This window comes from Streptomyces sp. NPDC052114 (assembly GCF_040680155.1).
Taxonomy (GTDB): domain Bacteria; phylum Actinomycetota; class Actinomycetes; order Streptomycetales; family Streptomycetaceae; genus Streptomyces.
The window spans coordinates 225,548-242,142 of record NZ_JBFAWC010000008.1; the positions used below are offsets into that span (position 1 = coordinate 225,548).

Annotated in this window: 12 protein-coding genes; 9 read left to right on the top strand and 3 right to left on the bottom strand. The window is 72.8% G+C overall.

The window, feature by feature from the left end; all coding sequences use genetic code 11:
• Positions 1 to 68 precede the first annotated feature (68 nt).
• The 3 genes from AB0L89_RS19640 to AB0L89_RS19650 form a co-directional block, all read right to left on the bottom strand.
• Positions 69 to 1,793, bottom strand: coding sequence for a penicillin-binding transpeptidase domain-containing protein (locus AB0L89_RS19640; protein WP_365142403.1), 1,725 nt, complete (start codon positions 1,791 to 1,793; stop codon positions 69 to 71).
• A gap of 117 nt (positions 1,794 to 1,910) precedes the next feature.
• Positions 1,911 to 3,551 carry a penicillin-binding transpeptidase domain-containing protein gene (locus AB0L89_RS19645; protein WP_365142405.1) on the bottom strand — a complete coding sequence of 547 codons (1,641 nt, stop codon included), beginning with the start codon at positions 3,549 to 3,551 and terminating at the stop codon, positions 1,911 to 1,913.
• Between the two features lie 120 nt (positions 3,552 to 3,671).
• Positions 3,672 to 5,411: a phospholipid carrier-dependent glycosyltransferase gene (locus tag AB0L89_RS19650; RefSeq protein WP_365142407.1), complete on the bottom strand. Its 1,740-nt coding sequence runs from the start codon at positions 5,409 to 5,411 to the stop codon at positions 3,672 to 3,674.
• A 62-nt stretch (positions 5,412 to 5,473) separates the two neighbouring features.
• On the opposite strand from AB0L89_RS19650, the gene rsmI reads away from it, so the two are divergent.
• The 9 genes from rsmI (at position 5,474) to AB0L89_RS19695 (ending at position 16,589) form a co-directional block, all read left to right on the top strand.
• The gene (rsmI, locus tag AB0L89_RS19655) at positions 5,474 to 6,370 is read left to right on the top strand and encodes a 16S rRNA (cytidine(1402)-2'-O)-methyltransferase (RefSeq protein WP_365142409.1); all 897 of its coding nucleotides are present in this window, start codon (positions 5,474 to 5,476) and stop codon (positions 6,368 to 6,370) included.
• A 198-nt stretch (positions 6,371 to 6,568) separates the two neighbouring features.
• Complete coding sequence (locus AB0L89_RS19660) at positions 6,569 to 6,988, top strand: hypothetical protein (protein ID WP_365142411.1); 420 nt, start codon at positions 6,569 to 6,571, stop codon at positions 6,986 to 6,988.
• A 149-nt stretch (positions 6,989 to 7,137) separates the two neighbouring features.
• On the top strand, positions 7,138 to 8,007 hold the full coding sequence (locus AB0L89_RS19665) for a TatD family hydrolase (protein ID WP_365142413.1): 870 nt from the start codon (positions 7,138 to 7,140) through the stop codon (positions 8,005 to 8,007).
• Between the two features lie 98 nt (positions 8,008 to 8,105).
• The gene (locus AB0L89_RS19670) at positions 8,106 to 9,623 is read left to right on the top strand and encodes a ubiquitin-like domain-containing protein (protein WP_365142415.1); all 1,518 of its coding nucleotides are present in this window, start codon (positions 8,106 to 8,108) and stop codon (positions 9,621 to 9,623) included.
• A 477-nt stretch (positions 9,624 to 10,100) separates the two neighbouring features.
• Positions 10,101 to 10,967, top strand: a complete 867-nt coding sequence (rsmA, locus tag AB0L89_RS19675) for a 16S rRNA (adenine(1518)-N(6)/adenine(1519)-N(6))-dimethyltransferase RsmA (RefSeq protein WP_365142417.1) — start codon at positions 10,101 to 10,103, stop codon at positions 10,965 to 10,967.
• A complete protein-coding gene (locus tag AB0L89_RS19680) occupies positions 10,964 to 11,851 on the top strand; it encodes a 4-(cytidine 5'-diphospho)-2-C-methyl-D-erythritol kinase (protein WP_365142419.1) in 888 nt (295 codons plus the stop codon). The genes rsmA and AB0L89_RS19680 overlap by 4 nt, the downstream gene beginning before the upstream one ends.
• Before the next feature lie 68 nt (positions 11,852 to 11,919).
• The gene (locus AB0L89_RS19685) at positions 11,920 to 13,299 is read left to right on the top strand and encodes an acyltransferase (protein ID WP_365142420.1); all 1,380 of its coding nucleotides are present in this window, start codon (positions 11,920 to 11,922) and stop codon (positions 13,297 to 13,299) included.
• Between the two features lie 245 nt (positions 13,300 to 13,544).
• Positions 13,545 to 14,672, top strand: a complete 1,128-nt coding sequence (locus AB0L89_RS19690; RefSeq protein WP_365142422.1) for a DUF4328 domain-containing protein — start codon at positions 13,545 to 13,547, stop codon at positions 14,670 to 14,672.
• Positions 14,673 to 14,771: 99 nt separating this feature from the next.
• Positions 14,772 to 16,589, top strand: a complete 1,818-nt coding sequence (locus tag AB0L89_RS19695) for an ABC-F family ATP-binding cassette domain-containing protein (RefSeq protein ID WP_365142423.1) — start codon at positions 14,772 to 14,774, stop codon at positions 16,587 to 16,589.
• The last annotated feature ends 6 nt before the right edge of the window (positions 16,590 to 16,595 follow it).

Here is a 16,595-nt window from a genome sequence, read left to right on the forward strand (position 1 = left end):
ACGCCCGGCTTCCGCTGCCTGGACCGAGGGCCCGCGAGCCCCCGGTCCGGACCGTCGGCCCGGGGCCCTCAGCCCCCGGCCAGCAGCATCGCCCGCACCACAGGCCCCGCCGAGTCACCGCCGTGGCCGCCCGCCTGGACGACCGCCGCGGACGCCAGGTCGCCGCGGTACGCGGTGAACCAGCCGTTCGGCTTCTTCTGGCCGTCGACCTCCGCCGAGCCGGTCTTCGCGCCCATGTCCGAGCCGAGGCCCGACATCGGCTCGACCGCAGTGCCCGCGACCGCCGTGTAGTGCATCAGGTCCCGCAGCGCCCCCGCCGTCGCGCCCGACATCTTGCGCGGCGCCGTCGCCAGCGTGCGGTCGTCGACGTCCGGCGAGACCAGATACGGCTGCTTGAACGTGCCCGACTTCACCGTCGCCGAGACCGACGCCATGTTCAGCGGGTTCATCCGCACCCCGCCCTGCCCGATCAGCGAGGCCGCCATCTGCGCGTCCGCCTGCACGGGGACCGCGCCGTCGAAGGACGACACACCGATCGACCAGTTGTCGCGGCCGAGTCCGAAGACCTCCTGGGCCTGCTTGGTCAGGGAGTCGTTCTCCAGCTTCTCGGCCTGGCTGATGAAGGCCGTGTTGCAGGAGCGCGCGAAGCTCGCCCGGAACGTGCCGCCCTTGATCTCGAACTTGTCGTCGTTCTGGAACTTCCAGCCGCCGTACGTCTCGTACTTCGGGCACGGGTGCTTCTTGTCGACCCCGGCGAGCTTCTTCTCCAGGAGCATCGACGAGGAGACGACCTTCATCGTGGAGCCGGGCGCGAGCGAGCCCTGGAAGGCCGTGTTGAAGCCGCCGGGCGTGGAGTTGGCGGCGGCCAGGATCTCACCGGTGCTCGGCTTGATCACCACGACGGACGCCCGCTGCCGCTTCGCCGTCTCGCGCTCGGCGGCCGACTGGAGCTTCGGGCTGAACGTGGTCTTCAGCGTGCCCGGCGTGCCGGGGGCCAGCGTCAGGAGCGTCTTGTCGGGCGTCGACTTCGCGTCGTCCTTCTTCTTCGCGGCCGCGGACTTCCCGGACGCCCCGGACGTGCCGTCCGCCCGCACCACGCGCAGCTCGACGCCCGCCGTGCCGCCGGCCTTCTTGCCGTACTTCTCGCGCAGCCCGTCGAGGACCGTGCCCAGCGAGGGGTACTTCGCCGCCGTGATCTCCCCGCCGTCCCGGTCCACCGCCTTGATCGGCGGATCGCCCGCCTCGCCGGTGACCAGCCGGTCGCCCGGCTTCAGCTCGGGATGCAGCACCGAGGGCCGCCAGCCGATCAGTGTCCTGCCGTCGCTCTTCCTTCGTACGACGGTGAGTTCGGAACCGTACGAGTAGGGCTTCTTCTTTCCCTCGTACGAGACCGCCGTCAGCGCCTTGAACGGCACCGTGGCGCCCTTCCGCTTGCCCGGCATCAGCTCGACCTTCGTGAACCGGCCGTCCTTGCGGTACGACGTCAGGGCCTTGCGCGCCGCCTCGCGGTCGTCCGTGAGCGCCGCCGCCTTCGCCGCGTCGCCCTCCGCCCACGCGTCCAGGAACGCCCGCGACGTCGTGCGCACCTCGGCGGCCGTCGGCGGGCCCGAGGCCACCTGCTTCTCGTCGACCGTCGCGCCGTCGTCGCCGGACCCGGACCCGGAGAGCGCGAACGCGGCGGCCCCCACGCCGCACAGGACGACGGCCGCCGCCCCGCCGAGCGCGTACGGCTTCACCCGTCCGTTCCTGATGCCGACATTTCCGCGCTCGGCGACGCGCCTTCGCTTGCCCACAAACCCTCCGCAGTTCCCCAGAGCCCCCAAGCTCCTCACCGGAAGGCCACCTTAGAGGCGGACGGAGAAGCCCTTGACCACTTCGTCGCCCGGCCGGACGACGCTTCTGACGACCCGTTACCCTGCGCGCAGCACCGCCGCCACGATCGGCCCCGCCGCGTCGCCGCCGTGCCCGCCCCGCTGCGCCATCGCGGCGGCCGCGACATCGCCCCGGTAGCCGGTGAACCAGCTGTCCGACTTGTCCTGCCCGTCGACCTCGGCCGAGCCGGTCTTCGCGCCGATGTCGCTGCCGAGCCCGGCCATGGCGCGCGCCCCGGTGCCGCTGAGCGCGGTGCGGTTCATCATCTGGCGCAGCTGCTGCACGGTCGACGCGGGCAGGCCGCGCGCGGTGGCCAGCCGCCGGTCGTCGAGGGACTTCGGCACGAGCACCGGCTGCCGGAAGGTGCCCGTCATCGCGGTCGCCGTGACCGAGGCCATGTTGAGGGGGTTCATCTGGACCTGGCCCTGGCCCAGCGCGTTCGCCGCGCGGTCGGGGCCCGCGGAGGCCGGGACGGAGCCGTCGAAGGAGGGGACGCCCACCTTCCAGTCGCCCTGCCCGAGGCCGAAGCCGTCCCGTGCCTCCTCGGTGAGGGACGCGTCGGTCAGGCCGTCCTCGTCGATGAGCTTCACGAACGCGGTGTTGCAGGAGCGCGCGAAGCTCTCCGAGAACGTCGCGGACTCGTTCGGCGTCATGCCCTTGAGGTTGTGGAACGTCTGGCTCTGCCAGGTCGCGGTGGCCGGGCAGGGCGCGGCACCGCCCGCCTTGGTGGCGCCCTTGTCGATGAGCATGGCCGCCGAGACGATCTTCATCGTGGAGCCGGGCGCGACCTTGCCGAGGAACGCCGCGTTGAACGCGTCCTTGCGGTTGTTGGCGACCGCGAGGATCTCGCCGGTGCTCGGCCGCACCGCCACCACGGACGACTCGTCGCTGCGCAGGACCGCCTGTTCGGCCGCCTTCTGCACGCCGGCGCTGAGTGTGGTGCGCAGCGTGCCCGGCTTGCCCTTGGCGAGGGTGAGCAGCGTGCGGGTCCCCGCGCCCGTGCTCTCGGCGTTCTCCGGCTGGACGTACAGCTCGACGCCCGGCGTACCGCCCGCCGTGTCCCCGTACTTCGTGCGCAGCTGGTCCAGGAGCGGGCCGAGCGACGGATAGGCCTTCTTGTCCAGGACCGCGCCGGACCGGTCCACCGCCTGGATGGGCGGCGCGGCGGCCTCGCCCGTCACCAGGGTGTCGCCCTTCTCCAGGGAGGGGTGCACGACGGAGGGCTGCCAGTCGACGAGCGCCCGGCCGGTGCTCCTGCCGCGCACGACGGTCAGCTGGGAGTCGTAGGCGAGCTTCTGGCTCTTCCCCTTGTACGACACCGTCGCCGCCACGGAGAACGGCACGCGCGCGCCGGACGCCTCCTTCGCGGTGAGCTTCACCTTCGTCAGGTGCGCGTCCTCGCGGTAGCCGGTCAGGGCGACGGCGGCGGCCTCCGCGTTGTTCGTGTATGCGGCGGCCTGACGGGCGTCGCCGTCGGCCCACGCCGCGAGGAACTTCCGCGTGGTCTCCTTGATCTCACCGCTCGTGGGCGGCCCCGTCCGCACCTCGGCGGACTCCCCGTCCGCCGAACCGCCACCTCCGGTGACGCCGTTCACCAGGTTGTAGGCGCCGTATCCGGCACCCCCCACCATGACGGCGAACACCCCGCCGACGACGGCGGTCCTCACCCCTTTGCGCACTGGGCGCTCCCCTCCCCAGGAGTCTTCCCGAACATGTTCGGAAAGTGTTTTCCTCCTGAACCCTAAGGGGGTGGGGTGACGCGTGGGCCGGTCGTTATCCGACGGTGTCCTGGGTGTGTCCTACACCCACGTATCCAGCCACATCCGCGACCGCCAGGAATCGATCGGGATGGCGGTGCCCGTATAGATGGGCCAGAAGTAGATGAAATTCCACAGGATCAGGAGGACGAGAACTCCCGAGGCCGCCGCGCCCGCCACGCGGCGCCGTTCGCTCGATCCCGGCGGCCCCAGGATCGCGCCGATCATCATCGCCAGCGCGAGACACAGGAACGGCACGAAGACGACGGCGTAGAAGTAGAAGATCGTGCGCTCCTGGTAGAAGAACCAGGGCAGGTATCCCGCCACGACCCCGCACACGATCGCGCCCGCGCGCCAGTCGCGGCGGAACGCCCAGCGCCACAGGACGTACAGCAGCGCGAAGCCCGCCGCCCACCACAGCAGCGGGGTGCCGAGCGCGAGGACCTCGCGGGCGCACTTCTCCGTGGTGTCCGCCGGGCAGCCGTCCTTGCCGGGCAGCGGCGACTCGTAGAAGTACGAGACGGGCCGGCCGTCGACGATCCAGCTCCACGGGTTGGACTGGTAGGTGTGCGGCGAGGACAGGCCCACGTGGAACTTGTAGACCGCGTGCTCGTAGTGCCACAGGCTGCGCAGCCAGTCCGGCAGCCAGGTCCAGCTGCCGCCCTGCCCGTCCGTCGCCGCCCAGTTGCGGTAGTAGCCGCCGGTGCCGTCCGTCGGCGAGAGGATCCAGCCGAGCCAGGACACCACGTACACCGCGAGCGCCACCGGCACCGTCGACACGAACGCCGGGAGCACGTCCCGCCGCAGGACCGCGCGGTAGGGCCGCACCGCCCCGGCCACCCGGCGCGCGCCGACGTCCCAGAACACGGTCATCAGGCAGAAGAAGACCATGATGTACAGGCCGTTCCACTTGGTCCCGAAGGCGAGACCCAGGCAGAGACCGGCCGCCCAGCGCCACGGCCGCCACCCCAGGCGCGCCGTCTCGGCGACGTACACGTCGGGGCGCACGCGCCCGTCCTCGTCGGCCGGCAGCGCCGCCGCGAGCCGCGCCCGCGCCTTGTCCCGGTCGATCAGGAAGCAGCCGAAGGCGGCGAGCACGAAGAACATCAGGACCTGGTCGAGCAGCGCGGTCCTGCTCATCACGAAGTGCAGGCCGTCCACCGCGAGCAGCGCGCCCGCCAGACATCCCAGGAACGTGGAGCGGAACAGCCGCCGCCCGATCCGGCACAGCATCAGCACCGACAGCGTGCCGAGCACCGCCGTCATGAACCGCCAGCCGAACGGGTCGAACCCGAACATCCATTCGCCGATGCCGATGACGTACTTGCCGACCGGCGGATGCACGACATAGGCCGCGTCGTGCGGGATCGCGATGTCGCTGCCCTGCCGCAGGACATCGTCGTTGATCTTGTCCGGCCAGTTGACCTCGAACCCGCGGTGGATGAGCGCCCAGGAGTCCTTCGCGTAGTACGTCTCGTCGAATATCACGGCCTTGGGGCTGCCGAGATTCCAGAACCGCAGCACACCGGCGACCAGCGTGATCAGCAGCGGACCGATCCAGGCGGCCCGGCGGACCACCTCGTCGGCGGCCCGCTCGGTCAGGCCGAGCGTCATCCACAGCCGGGGGCTCGGCTCCGTGTACGGGGGCACGAGACGCGCCGTGACGTCCTCTCTGGGCCGCGCCACGTAGCCGAAACGGCGCAGCCGCCGCTGCCACGACGGCGGCTGCTCCTCGGCCGGCTGGCCCTGGCGGGTGTCCGGGGAAGACGCGGTACTGGTCACCGCGCCATCGTAGGGAACCAGACTGTGCGAGTCCCGCCCGTGGGCCCTGCGAGGATGGATCCGTGACAGGAAGCGCTGATTCCCCCGGAACCCTGGTCCTCGCGGGCACCCCCATCGGTGACGTCGCCGACGCCCCGCCGCGGCTCGCCGCCGAGCTGGCGGCGGCCGACGTCGTCGCCGCCGAGGACACGCGACGGCTGCGCAGGCTCGCCCAGGCGCTCGGCGCCGAGGTCGGCGGCCGGGTCGTCTCCTACTTCGAGGGCAACGAGTCGGCGCGCACGCCCGAGCTCGTGGAGGCGCTGGCGGGCGGCGCGCGCGTGCTGCTCGTGACCGACGCCGGGATGCCGTCGGTGTCCGACCCCGGGTACCGCCTCGTCGCGGCCGCCGTCGAGCGGGACGTGCGGGTCACCGCGGTGCCGGGCCCCTCCGCGGTGCTCACGGCGCTCGCCCTGTCCGGGCTCCCCGTCGACCGCTTCTGCTTCGAGGGCTTCCTGCCGCGCAAGGCGGGCGAGCGGCTCTCCCGCCTGAAGGAGGTCGCCGAGGACCGCCGCACCCTCGTCTACTTCGAGGCCCCGCACCGCATCGACGACACGCTCGCCGCGATGGCCGAGGCGTTCGGCGAGGAGCGCAGGGCCGCGGTCTGCCGCGAGCTCACCAAGACGTACGAGGAGGTCAGGCGCGGCCCGCTGAAGGAGCTCGCCGAATGGGCCGCCGACGGCGTGCGCGGTGAGATCACCGTCGTGGTCGAGGGCGCCCCCGAGAAGAGCGCCGGGGATCTCGGCCCGGACGAGCTGGTGCGCAGGGTGCGGGTGCGCGAGGAGGCGGGGGAGCGACGCAAGGAGGCCATCGCCGCGGTGGCCGCCGACGCGGGCCTGCCCAAGCGTGCCGTCTTCGATGCCGTGGTGGCGGCAAAGAATGCGGATCGAGGCAGCCCATCGAAGGGCAAAGGACTATCGTGAAAGGCAAAGCGCGGGCCGCGCACCAGGCTTTTTTCCTAAGGAAAGGCCAAATCGGCTCCAATGCTCGACAGGTCTGATGCGCTCGCTCCGGGAAAGGCGTCCACTGGTTGAAGGGACGCACCCGTCCCCACGCTTCCGGTCCGGGATGACCCCCGAACCCCGGTAGTGCTTGTCCCTCGGGCAAGAGGAGCAGCTGGCATGAGTGAGATCGCAGACACCGGCCACACCACCACGGCGACCAACGTCGTTCATGAGTCGTACGCCTTCGCCTGCATGAAGTGCGGGCACGGCTGGGAGCAGTCGTACGAGATAGAGCATCACGTGGACGCCTCGGGCCAGGAATTCGTGATGTACCGCGCGGACGGCCTGCACGTGCCGTCGCCGCTCACCCGGCCCACGTGCCTGAACTGCGGTGGCCATGTCGTGCGGATCATGCGGGCCGGGCAGGTGTCGTCGGTGCTCGACATGATGCGCCGGCAGCACGAAGTGCCGGCCTCGCGCGGCGGGAGGAAGTCGTCGGAGCCGTCGGAGGGGGCGGGGGCGGACGGCAAGGAGGAACACCCGCACCACTGGCACCTCTCGGACCTGCTGCACGTCTTCCACCGCAAGGCGGGCTGAGCGTCCCGCCAGGGCGGGCCGGGCGTCGCGGCAGGGCGGTCCGAGTGCCCTGGCAAGGCGGGCCGGGCGCCCTGGTGAAGCGGGCCGGGGCGTCCTGTGTGACGGGGGCCTTCGTGAGGTCGGGACGAAGGCCTTCGTAGGATCGCGGCATGGCTGACAAAGACGCTGCGCCGCCGCTCCCCGAACCCCTGCGGGTACCGGTCGCCGACTCGCACACCCACCTCGACATGCAGGCGGGCACCGTCGACGAGGGCCTCGCCAAGGCGGCCTCCGTCGGCGTGACCACCGTGGTCCAGGTGGGCTGCGACGTGCGCGGCTCGCAGTGGGCCGCGCGGACGGCGGCGGAGTACGACAGCGTCCACGCGGCGGTCGCCCTCCATCCCAACGAGGCGCCCCGCATCGTCCACGGCGACCCGGACGGCTGGTCGCGCCAGGGGGCGCGGGTGGCCGGCGGGGACGCCGCGCTCGACGAGGCGCTCGCCGAGATCGACCGGCTCGCCGCGCTGCCCGAGGTCAAGGGCGTCGGCGAGACCGGCCTCGACTACTTCCGCACCGGTCCGGAGGGCATGGCCGCCCAGGAGCGGTCCTTCCGTGCCCACATCGAGATCGCCAAGCGGCACGGCAAGGCGCTCGTCATCCACGACCGCGAGGCGCACGACGACGTCCTGCGGGTCCTGAAGGAGGAGGGCGCCCCCGAGCGCACCGTCTTCCACTGCTACTCCGGCGACGCGGCGATGGCCGAGATCTGCGCCGCGCACGGGTACTTCATGTCCTTCGCCGGCAACGTCACCTTCAAGAACGCGCAGGGGCTGCGGGACGCGCTCGCCGTCGCACCTCTCGAACTCGTCCTCGTGGAGACGGACGCGCCGTTCCTGACGCCCGCGCCGTACCGCGGACGGCCCAACGCGCCGTATCTCGTTCCGGTCACGCTGCGCGCCATGGCGGAGGTCCGGGGCATCGGCGAGGACGCCATGGCCCGGGCGGTCTCCGCGAACACCGCGCGCGCTTTCGGTTACTGACCGATAACGCCGCGACGCAGCGTAGCTGCGCCGCTTTGGAGAGTGACGGGAGCTCCGCTAGGTTCTGTCCGCCCGGACCGGACCCCTGGAGCGTCATCGTGAGCAACTCGCCGTACGAGACGTACGAGCCGCCGCAGTTCGAGGCGTGGGGCGGTGCGCCGCCGTACGACCAGGCGGCCGGCGGGGGAGCGGTCGGTACGGGGTACGTGGATTCGTACGGTGGTTCGTACGGGGCCTCTTTCGATACCTCGGTCGATGGTTCCTACGGCGGGTACGCGGGCGAGGGCGGTGACACCTACCGGCCCTCCTACGAGATGGCCGGGAGCGACGAGGTCGACCTCCCCCGTCAGGCACCTGCCCCCGACGAGCCGTTCGACGAGCAGCCCGACGAGCCGTTCGACGAGCAGCCCGACGAGCCGTCCGGTGGGCGGGCCGAGGCGCGGCGGGCCGCGCGGCGCCGGAAGACGTCACGGGCCGCCGCCGTGAGCGAGCGGTCAGACCGGTCGGACCGGTCGGACCGGTCGGACCGGTCCGACCCGATGCGCCGGCTGCTGCCGCAGGCCCTCGTCGTCGCCTTCCTCGCGGGCGGCACGTCCGCGTTCGTCGCCAACGACAAGGCCGTCCAGCTCATCGTCGACGGCAAGCCGCGCACCCTGCACACCTTCGCCGACGACGTCGGTGAACTCCTCGCCGACGAGGGCGTGGACGTCGGCGCCCACGACATCGTGGCGCCCGCGGCCCCCACCACCCTCGCCAGCGGCGACGAGATCGCCGTCCGCTACGGCCGGCCCGTCCACCTCACGCTCGACGGCGAGCGGCGCAAGGTGTGGACCACGGCCCGGACCGTCGACGGCGCGCTGCGGCAGCTCGGGGTGCGGGCGGAGGGCGCCCACCTGTCGGCCTCGCGCAGCCGGCGCATCGACCGGGGCGGGCTCGACCTGGACGTCCGCACGGAGCGCACCGTGACGATCATGGCGGACGGGCGGGAGCGGACCATCCGTACGAACGCGGCGACCGTGCAGGAGGCCGTCGAGGAGTCCGGGGTGACGCTGCGGGGGCAGGACACCACGTCGGTGGCGCCCGGCAGCTTTCCGCGTGACGGGCAGACGGTGACCGTCATGCGGGTCACCGGGTCGAAGGAGGTGCGGGAGGAGCCGATCCCCTTCGACGTCGAGAAGACCGAGGACGCATCGCTGTTCAAGGGCACGGAGGTCGTGGCGCAGTCGGGGCAGGCGGGGGTGCGGCGCGTCACGTACGCGGTGCGGACCGTCAACGGCGTGAAGCAGAGGCCGCGGCGGGTCCGGTCCGAGGTGGTGCGGGAGCCGCAGAAGCGGGTCGTGAAGGTGGGCACGAAGCAGATGCCGACGTCCGTGGCCGGGGCGGACGGGCTGGACTGGGGCTCGCTGGCGCACTGCGAGTCGGGCGGGCGGCCGGGCGCGGTGGACGCGTCGGGGACGTACGGCGGGCTGTACCAGTTCGACACGAGGACCTGGCAGGGCCTCGGCGGATCGGGCCGTCCGCAGGACGCGCCGGCGGAGGAACAGACGTTCCGGGCGAAGAAGCTGTACGTCCAGCGCGGCGCCAGCCCCTGGCCCCACTGCGGCCGCCACCTGTAACACCACCGCCCGCGCCTTTTGTTCGTCGGTGGGGCGGGGCCGCGGGGGTATGTGCGTACTCGCCATCCCTGCGCCCCGCCCCAAGCCCAAAGACGCCAGAGCTGGCTCGGTGCTCCGTTCGCACATACCCCCACGTCCCCTCGGGCCGTGGGGCGGCAGCAGGCCGGTGGCGGTCCCGCCGCTGTGGGCGGCGGCGCGGTGGGCATGTGGCCGCTCCCGCTGTGGGCAGGCGTTCCGCAGGGCGGAACGGGTGGGCACAGCCCCCGGTGCCGGGTGGCGATAAGTGTGGCTCCAGCCCCGGCGCAGGCGGGGACGAACCCCGGGGCCGGGCGGCGATAAAGGTGGCTCCAGCCCCGGCGCAGCCGGACGGTGCGGGGCGGCGATGAGGGGGGCCCAGGCCCGGCGCGGGCGGGCGCCGGCCCCGGGGCGGAGCGGCGGGGAAAGGGGCACCGGCCCCGGGCCCCTTAACCTGGTGCGGTGAGCACTGAGCACGGCCCCCTCCTCGGCCCCGCCGAGATCCGCGAACTGGCCACCGCCCTGGACGTCCGCCCGACCAAGCAGCGCGGCCAGAACTTCGTCATCGACGCCAACACCGTCCGCCGCATCGTCCGCACCGCGGAGGTCCGCCCGGACGACGTCGTCGTCGAGGTCGGCCCGGGCCTCGGCTCCCTGACGCTGGCCCTGCTGGAGACCGCCGCCCACGTCACCGCCGTGGAGATCGACGACGTCCTCGCCGGGGCCCTGCCCGCGACGATCCGGGCCCGCCTCCCGCGCAAGGCCGACTCCTTCGCGCTGGTGCACAGCGACGCCATGCTGGTGAAGGAGCTGCCGGGCCCCGCCCCGACCGCCCTGGTCGCGAACCTCCCGTACAACGTCGCCGTACCCGTCCTGCTCCACATGCTCGACACCTTCCCGACCATCGAGCGCACGCTCGTGATGGTCCAGGCGGAGGTCGCCGACCGCCTCGCCGCGGGACCGGGCTCGCGCGTGTACGGCGTACCGTCCGTGAAGGCCGCCTGGTACGCGGACGTGAAGCGCGCCGGAGCCATCGGGCGCAACGTGTTCTGGCCCGCCCCGAACGTCGACTCGGGCCTCGTCTCCCTGGTGCGGCGGGACGAGCCGGTCAAGACCACCGCCTCGAAGCGCGAGGTCTTCGCCGTCGTCGACGCCGCCTTCGCGCAGCGCAGGAAGACGCTGCGGGCCGCGCTGGCGGGCTGGGCCGGCTCCGCGGCCGCCGCGGAGGCCGCCCTGGTCGCCGCCGGCGTCTCGCCCCAGGCGCGCGGCGAGGCGCTGACCGTGGAGGAGTTCGCGCGCATCGCCGAGCACAAGGAGACGGGCGCGTGAGCGTCACCGTACGGGTTCCCGCGAAGGTCAACGTCCAGCTGGCGGTGGGCGCCGCCCGCGCCGACGGCTTCCACGACCTCGCCAATGTCTTTCTCGCCGTCGGCCTCTACGACGAGGTCACGGTGACACCCGCCGACGAGCTGCGGGTGACGTGTGAGGGGCCCGGGTCCGATCAGGTCCCGCTGGACCGTACGAACCTGGCGGCCCGCGCGGCCGAGCTGCTGGGCGAGCGGTACGGGATCGCCCCCGACGTGCACCTCCACATCGCCAAGGACATTCCCGTCGCGGGCGGCATGGCCGGCGGCAGCGCCGACGGCGCCGCCGCGCTCGTGGCGTGCGACGCGCTGTGGGGGACCGGCGCCTCCCAGGGCGAACTGCTCGACATCTGCGCCGAGTTGGGCAGTGACGTGCCGTTCAGCCTCGTCGGCGGCGCCGCGCTCGGCACCGGGCGCGGCGAGAAGCTGGAGCCGCTCGCCGTCGGAGGCACCTTCCACTGGGTGTTCGCCGTGGCCGACGGCGGGCTCTCCACGCCCGCCGTGTACCGCGAGTTCGACCGGCTGACCCCGGTGGCCCCCGCCCCCGAGGCCTCGCCCGTGCTCCTTGAGGCGCTGCGGACCGGCGACGTCGACGCCCTCGCCGCGTCGGTCGCCAACGACCTCCAGCCCGCGGCCCTTTCGCTCTTCCCCTCGCTCGCCGAGACCCTCGCGGCCGGCACGGACGCGGGCGCGCTCGCCGCCCTCGTCTCCGGGTCCGGCCCGACCACCGCGTTCCTCGCGCGCGACGCCGGGGCGGCGCGGAAGGTGGCGGACGCGCTCCTGGCGTCGGGGACCTGCCGTGCGGCGCGGGTCGCGGAGTCGCCCGCCCCGGGCGCCACGCCGCTCTAGGTACTCAGGTACGGATCTGAGTACGGCGGCGCTGACGCCGGTCCTGTGCGGCGCGCGACCGTACGTGCATGGGATCAAGTGTTCGCGAACTGGCCGCGCAGACGCCCTCCGGGCGTGACCGGTACATCGACCTGCTGCGGGTCGCCTCGCTCGGCACGGTCGTCGTCGGGCACTGGCTGATGGCGGCCGTGACCGTCGGCGACGACGGTCACGCCGAGGTCGGCAACCTCCTCGCCGTGGTGCCGGAGCTCCAACTCCTCACCTGGGCGCTCCAGATCATGCCCGTCTTCTTCTTCGTCGGCGGCTTCTCGCACGCGCTGTCGTACCGTTCGCTGCTGCGCAAGTCGCCGGGCGGGTCCGTCTACTCGGCCTTCCTGCGGGCCCGGCTCCAGCGACTGCTGCGGCCCACCATGGTCTTCATCGGGGTGTGGGGTGCGGGCGCGCTGATCCTCCAACTGGGCGGCGGGAGCGGCGGGTTGCTCGACGTCGCGCTGCGGCTCGTGGCGCAGCCGCTGTGGTTCATCGGCATCTACCTCGCCATGGTCGCGTTCACCCCGCCGCTGCTGCGGCTGCACGAGCGCTGGGGGTGGGGCGCGTTCGGCGCGCTCGTGGCTGCGGCGGGCGCGGTGGACCTGGCCCGCTTCGCGTTCGGCGTGCCCTATGTCGAGTTCCTGAACTTCGCCTTCGTCTGGCTCGCGGTGCACCAGCTCGGGTTCCTGCGCGCGGACGGGCGGTTGCGGCTGCGCATGCCGTACGTCCTGGCGGGCGCGGGACTCACGGGCGCCTCGCTGCTCGTGGCCCTCGGCCCCTATCCGCTCTCCATGGTCGGCATGCCCGGCGAGCGCGTCTCGAACATGGCACCGCCCACCTTCGCCCTGCTCTGCCACGGCCTGTGGCTGGTCGGCGCCGTGGAACTGCTGCGCGCCCCCGCGACGCGGTGGCTGGCGCGGCCCCGGGTCTGGCGGGGCGTGGTGGCGGCCAACGGCATCTCCATGACGGCGTTCCTGTGGCACCTGACGGCGATGCTCGGGGTGTACGGGATGCTGCTCGCCCTCGACGTCCCGCTGCCGGAGCCGGCGACGGGGGCGTGGTGGGCGCAGGTGCCGCCGCGGATGGCGGCGGCCGCGGCGCTCACCGCGGTGCTGGTCGCGGCCTTCCGCCGCTTCGAACGGCCGGGTGCGGCGCGGGAGCCGGACGCGTCGGGCGGTCCGGTGTCCGGTCCGGCCGCGGCGCTCGGCGTCACGCTGTGCCTGTTCGGCGTGCTCGGCCTGTCGATGGTCGGCTTCGGCGGCCTCCTGGAGGGTCGCACGGCGCTGCTGATCGCGGTCCGTGTGACGGCGCCGGTGGCGGTGGGGATGGCCCTTGCGGGGTGGCTGCTGGTGGAGAGGGCGGGGCGGGGCGCCCGGGTGCGGGGCGCCGGTGTCAGGGGCGCGCGTGTCAGCGGGTAGGCCCGTCAGGCAGGACTCGGTCGGGCAGGAATCGGGCGGGCAGGACTCGGTCCGGAAGGACTCGTTCGGGGCAGGGAGATTTCCACAGTCATTGAGTTGTCCACGGAGTTGTCCCTGAGGCGGACGCGGTGCCGGGGGCGGTCCTAACCTGATCTCTGAACGGCCGTGTGGGGCCGGAGGGCTTGAAGCCGGAGAGCTTGAAGCCGGAGGGCCGGAGGGCCGGAGGGCTTGGGGGAGCGGGGGACATGACGGATCACAGCGGGGACGACCATGCGCCGGGCCGCCCGGAAGGCGGGCAGCCGAAGGACCGCTCGATCGACCTGCCACCGGAGGACGAGGCGGGGGCGGCGCAGGCGGCGGCTGCGCGGGAGGCGGCTTCGGGAGACGTGACGCTGTCCAAGGCGCCGGACACGTCCGCGCCGGGAGCGCCGCCCTTCGACGGGCCGCCCGCGGGGGAGCGGAAGCCCTGGATGCCGCCAATCACGGGTGCGGGACCCGCGGCGCCGAGCCCGCCGCGGGCGGACGCCCCACCGGCGCCACCACCCGCGCCCGCCGGGCCGCCACCCGCCGGGCCGCCACCCGGGCCCGTCGCGCCTCCTTTCGCACCCCCGTACCCGCGCTATTACGTGCCGATCCCGCCGCGCCCCGCCCCCGTCGGCGGGCTCGGGACCGCGGCCATGTTGTTGTTCGGCGGTGTCGCCGGGCTCGCGCTGGTGCGGCTCGTCGCGGACTTCGATCTGTACGACACGCTGGGCAGCAGGTGGTACGCCTTCTACCGGGACGACGACGTCGGCGCCTTCTGGGGACTCGCCGTCTTCCTGCTGCTGCTCGGGTTCCTCGGGGCGATCCCCGTCTTCCTGACCTGGTTCCACCGCGTACGGACGAACGCGGAGGTGTTCGCGCCGGGGCGGCACCGCCAGCCGCCGGGCATGGCGGTCGGCGCCTGGTTCATCCCGTTCGCCAACTGGTGGATACCGAAGCAGATGACGGACGACATCATCGCGGCCAGCGACCCGGCGGGGGCCCGTCCGACCCCGGCCCCCGCGCCGTACGGCCGGTACGGTCCGTACGGCAGCGAGCAGGCGCCGTACCGGCCGGGGCAGGGCGCCGTCACCGCGTGGTGGGCCGCCTGGGTCGCGTCCGGCGTGACGAGCGCGATCGGATGGCTGCTGCTCTTCGCCGCCGACGAGGGCGACATCGGCCAGGGCCGCTCCGCCCTGGTGATGTTCATGCTCTCGGACGCGGCGCTGATGGCCGCCGGTGTCTGCGGCATCCTCATGATCCGCGCGGTCACCGCCATGCAGGACCTGCGCCTGGGCTTCGTCCGCCCCGGCCTGCCCGGACCCCCGCCGCCGGGCCCGCCCCGCTGGTGATCACGGAGGCGGTGGACCCGAGATCACGGCGCGGCCGAGGAGCGCCCCGCGCGGGCGACTACGCTTGAGGGTCGATCGATCCCCCCTGTCAGGAGTGAAATGGCCGTCAATCTGGTCAATGTCGAGGCAGTCAGCAAGGTGTACGGCACCCGTGCCCTGCTCGACGGCGTCTCACTCGGCGTGTCCGAGGGGGACAGGATCGGCGTCGTCGGGCGCAACGGCGACGGGAAGACCACCCTGATCCGGATGCTCGCCAAGCTGGAGGAGGCGGACACCGGGCGCGTCACGCACAGCGGCGGGCTGCGGCTCGGCGTGCTGACGCAGCACGACTCGCTGGACCCCGAGGCCACCGTCCGGCACGAGGTCATCGGCGACCTCGCCGACCACGAGTGGGCGGGCAGCGCCAAGATCAGGGACGTGCTCACGGGGCTGTTCGGCGGGCTCGACCTGCCGGGCTTCCCGCAGGGGCTCGACACCGTCATCGGCCCGCTCTCCGGTGGCGAGCGCCGCCGCATCGCGCTGGCCAAGCTGCTCATCGGCGAGCCGGACCTGATCGTCCTCGACGAGCCGACCAACCACCTCGACGTGGAGGGCATCGCCTGGCTCGCCGGGCACCTGCGGGCGCGGCGCTCGGCGCTCGTGTGCGTGACCCACGACCGCTGGTTCCTCGACCAGGTCTGCACCCGCATGTGGGACGTGCAGCGCGGCTCCGTCTTCGAGTACGAGGGCGGGTACTCCGACTACGTGTTCGCCCGCGCCGAGCGCGAGCGCATCGCCGCCACCGAGGAGACCAAGCGGCAGAACCTCATGCGCAAGGAGCTGGCCTGGCTGCGCCGCGGCGCCCCCGCCCGCACCAGCAAGCCGAGGTTCCGCATCGAGGCGGCCAACGCGCTGATCGCGGACGTGCCGCCGCCCCGGGACACCAGCGAGCTGATGAAGTTCGCGACGACGCGGCTCGGCAAGACCGTCTTCGACCTGGAGGACGTGTCCGTCCAGGCCGGTCCCAAGATGCTGCTCAAGCACCTGACCTGGCAGCTCGGCCCCGGCGACCGCATCGGCCTGGTCGGGGTGAACGGCGCGGGCAAGACCTCCCTGCTGCGCGCCATGGCGGAGGCGGCCCGCAGCGAGGGGGACGTGCAGCCCGCCGCCGGGAAGGTCGTCGTCGGCAAGACCGTGAAGCTGGCCTATCTGTCGCAGGAGGTCGCCGAGCTGAAGCCGACGCTGCGGGTCCTGGAGGCCGTGCAGCAGGTGCGCGAGCGCGTCGACCTCGGCAAGGGCCGGGAGATGACGGCGGGGCAGCTCTGCGAGACGTTCGGGTTCAACAAGGAGAAGCAGTGGACGCCGGTCGGCGACCTCTCCGGTGGCGAGCGGCGCAGGCTCCAGCTGCTGCGGCTGCTGATGGACGAGCCGAACGTCCTCTTCCTCGACGAGCCCACCAACGACCTCGACATCGAGACGCTGACGCAGCTGGAGGACGTGCTCGACGGGTGGCCCGGCTCGATGGTCGTGATCTCCCACGACCGGTTCTTCGTCGAGCGGACGACGGACAAGGTGTTCGCGCTTCTGGGTGACGCCACGATGCGGATGCTGCCGCGCGGCATCGACGAGTACCTGGAGCGCAGGCAGCGGATGGCGGAGGCGGCCGCCTCCGCGACCCCGGCGCAGGCCGCGCCCGCGCAGGCCGCCGCGGCCAGGACCGTCTCGGCCGCCGACGCCCGCGCCGCCAAGAAGGAGCTGCAGAAGATCGAGCGGCAGCTGGACAAGGTCTCCGAGAAGGAGGCCAAGCTGCACACCCAGATCGCCGATAACGCCACGGACTTCGAAAAGGTGGCCAAACTGGACGCGGAGCTCCGCGAACTGATCGGCGAGCGCGAGGAGTTGGAAATGCGCTGGCTGGAGCTCGCGGAGGACGCGTAGAGCTCC